The sequence below is a fragment of the Thermosynechococcus sp. OHK43 genome (assembly GCF_014466085.1).
Lineage (GTDB): Bacteria > Cyanobacteriota > Cyanobacteriia > Thermosynechococcales > Thermosynechococcaceae > Thermosynechococcus.
The window spans coordinates 1-4447 of sequence record NZ_JACOMP010000166.1 but is presented as its reverse complement, the minus strand read 5'-3'; the positions used below and the strand labels follow the sequence as shown (position 1 = coordinate 4447).

Genomic DNA, 4447 nt, shown 5'->3' with positions numbered 1-4447 from the left:
TGCTCAAAGCTACTGGCGGTAACGGCAAGAATTTTCGGGGAGCAGACGACTTCGCCGCGCCGCAGGCGATCGCCCACTTCTTTCTTGATCTGTCGCGTGGCCGTTTTACCGTCCATGACGGGCATCCGAATATCCATGAGAATGGCATGGGGCTGCCATGCTCGCCAGATCTCCACTGCCTCTTGACCATTGCTAGCTTCGCGACAACGAAATCCGACCGGTTCTAGGAGTTGAGTGAGGAGTTGGCGATTTTCAGGAATATCATCCACCACCAGAATGCGGACTTCTGAGGTGGGCGATCGCAGGCCAACAATAGCTTGTGCCTTTTCCTGCTGTAGCGATCGGGGATCTCCAAGGTCAATTGGCACTTCGAAGTAGAAGTGGCTGCCTTTCCCCTTGGTGCTACGCACCTGAATATTCCCCCCCATCAATTGCACAAACTGGCGGCTAATGGCCAACCCCAGACCGGTACCTTCGCTGACTTTTTTACTGCTATCGGTTTGGACAAAGGGCTGAAAAAGCATCTTCAACTCCTGCGGAGTCATGCCAATACCTGTATCACTGACTTCAAAGGCAAGGCGAGGGGGATCTGGGGCTGGATAGCTGACCTTGAGGCAGACGCTCCCCTCCTTGGTGAATTTAATGCCATTTCCCAGGAGGTTGACTAACACCTGGCGGAGCTTCATTTCATCGGTCGTCACCGCCACAGGCAGATTAGCAGGCAAATCAAAGACCAGACGTAACCCCTTGGCTTCAGCTCGCACCTTCAGCATCTCTTCCAGATCCCGCAGCATCCGCCGCAAATCAAAGGTGGTTTTCTGAAGTATCATCCGTCCAGCCTCAATTTTGGCCATGTCTAGGACATCGTTAATCAAACCCAGCAGGTGTTCGCCACTGCGATTAATCTTTTCAAGGGTTTGGCGATGCTGCGGTGCAAGGGTGCGATCGCTGAGCAAAATTTGACTAAAGCCGAGAATGGCATTGAGGGGGGTGCGCAGTTCATGGCTCATATTGGCCAGGAAAATACTTTTGGCTTTATTGGCGGCCTCCGCGGCTTCCTTAGCCTTGAGCAGCTCCCGCTCCGCTTGATGGCGTTGATGAGCAGCAAGGGCAATGGTCACAATATCAGCGACATTGGAGACAAAACTGCGTTCCTCCACTAGCCAAACCCGATGCTCACCAATACTCTCAACACAGATCACTCCCAATAATTGGCCATTGAAGATGATCGGGGCATCAATGCGGGAATACACCCGTTGCACTCTGGCATACTCCCGCAGTTCGTGGGTGCGCGGATCCGTGAGTAAATCATTGACGACGAGGGGTTCACCCGTACGCAGCAGTTTTAGGTACTCCGGATAGGGGGAATGGGTGAGGTACGTGGGTTGAGAATGGTTATTGGCGGCGGGGTCATACTGCACAACACACTTCAGGCGATCGCCCTGGAGTTCCCATGCCGAAGCCCGCTGGACGCGCAGTGTTGTTGCTGTGACCTGAATAATCTCCTGCAAGGCCATGCGAAAGTGCCCCTGCTGTACATGGGGAGATTGGCTGAGCTGAACAAGGGCAACATTGTGATCATGGAGCACCCGTTCTTTTTCGCTCAGTTGTTGGTTGGCGGCCTCAAGGGCAGCAGTACGCTGTTTCACCTTTTCTTCAAGCCGCTGATTAAAGTGGTGGAGTTCATCAAAACTCTCCTGGAGTTGTGCCGCCATATCCACAAAGGTGCGACCGAGGTTCCCCAACTCGTCTTGGCTGTGGGTATCTACCTCCTCTGCAATGTCCAGATTGCCGAGGGCAATTTTGTGAGCAGCGGCAGCCAACCTCTGAATTGGGCGCACCATATAGCCGGTAACCCCCAAAGTCACCAGACTAATCAAACCAAAAGAGACGACGAGTATCAGCAGACCTGCCCATGTTTCTTGATGAATAAAATCCAGCAGCGCCTCTTCCCTCACCCGGATGGCCAGGCTCCAACCAACTTCGGGAATTGGGGTGTAAAAAAACCATTGCTGCTCATTGGAGACCCAATCAGTCATCCAAAGATGGCCACTGTGGCCACTGATCATCGCTTTAGCCAAAGCCGCCAGATCACTGCGGTTGTACTCCTTGGCAATGTAGAGGATTGACTGGCCAATGAGCTGAGGATCCCCGTGGAAGATAATCCGTCCCTTGCGATCCAGAACAAAAAACTGCGCCTGCCGTAGCCCTTGGATATCGATTTCCTGTTGCAGCGTTGGCAGTGCCACATCCACCGTGGCAACACCGCGAATTTGCCCCTGGCGGTAAAAGGGAACGGCATAGGTCACCATCCAGGCATTACCTGCCCCTGCATCAAAGTAGGGATCACTCCATTGCGGTTGGCCAGTGCGGATAGCTTCCCTGTACCAGTCCCATCTGACCTGGGTGTAGTCGTAGATGCGCCCAGTGTCCTTTTGTACCAGTCTGTTGCGATGTATGTCTCTGTAGACGTAGGGGGCAAATAAGCGTTTCCGAGGGGAGAAGCTGTAGGGGGTGAAAGCGATTGCTGTCCCATAGGCTAAACGGCTGATTTTGAGATTGCGACGCAGAAATGAATACAGCTCCTCCTCACGGACGGCAGGAAACGCTTCTAAGGCATTGGCACTGGTGGTTGCCAGCCCCGTGATTTCCTGTAGAGCATTGCTAAATTGCTGGGCATAGAGTGACGCTAATTCCCGCTGCCACGCTTCATAGTCAGCGGTACTGCGGCGGATGACCCGCGAGCGAATGTAGAGAAAGAGGCCAGTGTAGATGACCACAATGGGCAATAGCGTTCCCAGCAAGAGCTTATGGCGAAAGGATAGCTTGCTGAGCATGGCGATCGCCCCCCTATGTTTTTTTTATTTTAGGCTAGCTAGAAAAGAGCAAGGCTTTAGGAAAGGGGACTCAGGACTTTACTATCCGTCTGGGGTGCTGCCTCCCCCACCACCTCCGGTGTATTGGCTTCCGAGGGCGGCACCACCTGCCAAAAGAGGGGCAAATACTGCTCCCATCGCTCGAGAATCATGGCCGCCTTGGCACTGCCCGTGCGCTCGTGGTGGGCAATAATGAGTTGCTTGAGTTGAGCGGCGCCAATGGCAGAGGTGACCCGCTGCAGCTTGACAATTTCAGGGTTGACCTTGGCGGGGAAGTTACCGGCTTCATCCAAAACGTAGGCCAAGCCCCCTGTCATACCGGCAGCCACATTGCGACCCGTGGTACCCAAGACCACAACCACCCCACCGGTCATGTATTCACAACAGTGATCCCCTGTGCCCTCCACAACCGCATAGGCCTTGGAGTTGCGAACAGCAAAGCGCTCACCAGCACGGCCATTGGCAAAGAGGAACCCACCCGTGGCGCCATAGAGGCAGGTATTGCCAATAATGACGTTGTCCGCAGCTGCGTAAGGGGCATTGGCAGGGGGCTTGATAATGATTTCACCCCCGTGCATTCCCTTGCCCACGTAATCGTTGGCCTCGCCGGTGAGGTTCAGAATCATCCCCGGCAAATTGAAGGCCCCAAAGCTCTGGCCAGCACTGCCTCGGAAGTTGAGGGTAATCTGACCTTCAAAACCAGTGTTGCCGTACTTTTTGGCAATGACACCGGCAATGCGTGCCCCCACGGTGCGATCGGTGTTGACAATGGGCAGCTCTAGTTCAACGGTTTGCTGCTTCTCAATGGCGGCTTGCACCTCTGGGCGTGCCAAAATTTCATCATCGAGCACGGCACCGTTACTGTGCACGGTTTCGTGCTGCAACCAGCGGCGATCGCTCCGCGTATCGGGCAGCTTTGTCAGGCAAGCCAAATTCAGGGGGCCAGTCTTGGTCAGGGTGACATCCTGCCGCGGCACCAGTAAATCGGCGCGGCCAATGATCTCATTGAGGGTGCGATAGCCCAGTTTTGCCAGAATGGAGCGCACCTCTTCAGCAATAAAGAGGAAAAAGTTCACCACATGCTCAGGGAGGCCGGGGAAACGCTTGCGCAGGTCCTCTTTTTGAGTAGCCACCCCCACGGGGCAGTTATTGGTGTGGCAAATCCGTGCCATGATACAGCCCTCAGCAATCATGGCCACCGAACCAAACCCAAATTCCTCGGCACCCATCAGGGCTCCCATGACCACATCCCAGCCACACTTGAGGCCACCATCCACCCGCAGAATCACGCGATCGCGCAGTTGGTTTTCTAGGAGAACGCGGTGCACCTCCGTTAGGCCCAGTTCCCAGGGACTGCCGGCATGCTTAATCGAACTTAGGGGTGACGCGCCAGTGCCACCATCGTGACCGGAAATTTGAATCACATCGGCGTTGGCCTTGGCGACCCCAGCAGCAATCGTACCAATACCAATTTCGGCCACCAGCTTCACAGAGACTTGCGCTTGGGGGTTGATCTGATGCAGATCAAAGATTAGTTGGGATAGATCTTCGATCGAATAGATGTCGTGGTG

General features: G+C 54.5%; 2 protein-coding genes. Both read right to left on the bottom strand.

The annotated features are described in order from the left end of the window. Positions 1–2837, bottom strand: a 2837-nt coding sequence (locus H8Q75_RS06995; protein ID WP_297040983.1) for an ATP-binding protein, incomplete at its 3' end; no start/stop codon positions are given. Positions 2838–2893: 56 nt separating this feature from the next. Next, a partial coding sequence (locus tag H8Q75_RS06990) for a glutamate synthase-related protein (protein WP_297040982.1) occupies positions 2894–4447 on the bottom strand: 1554 nt, incomplete at its 5' end.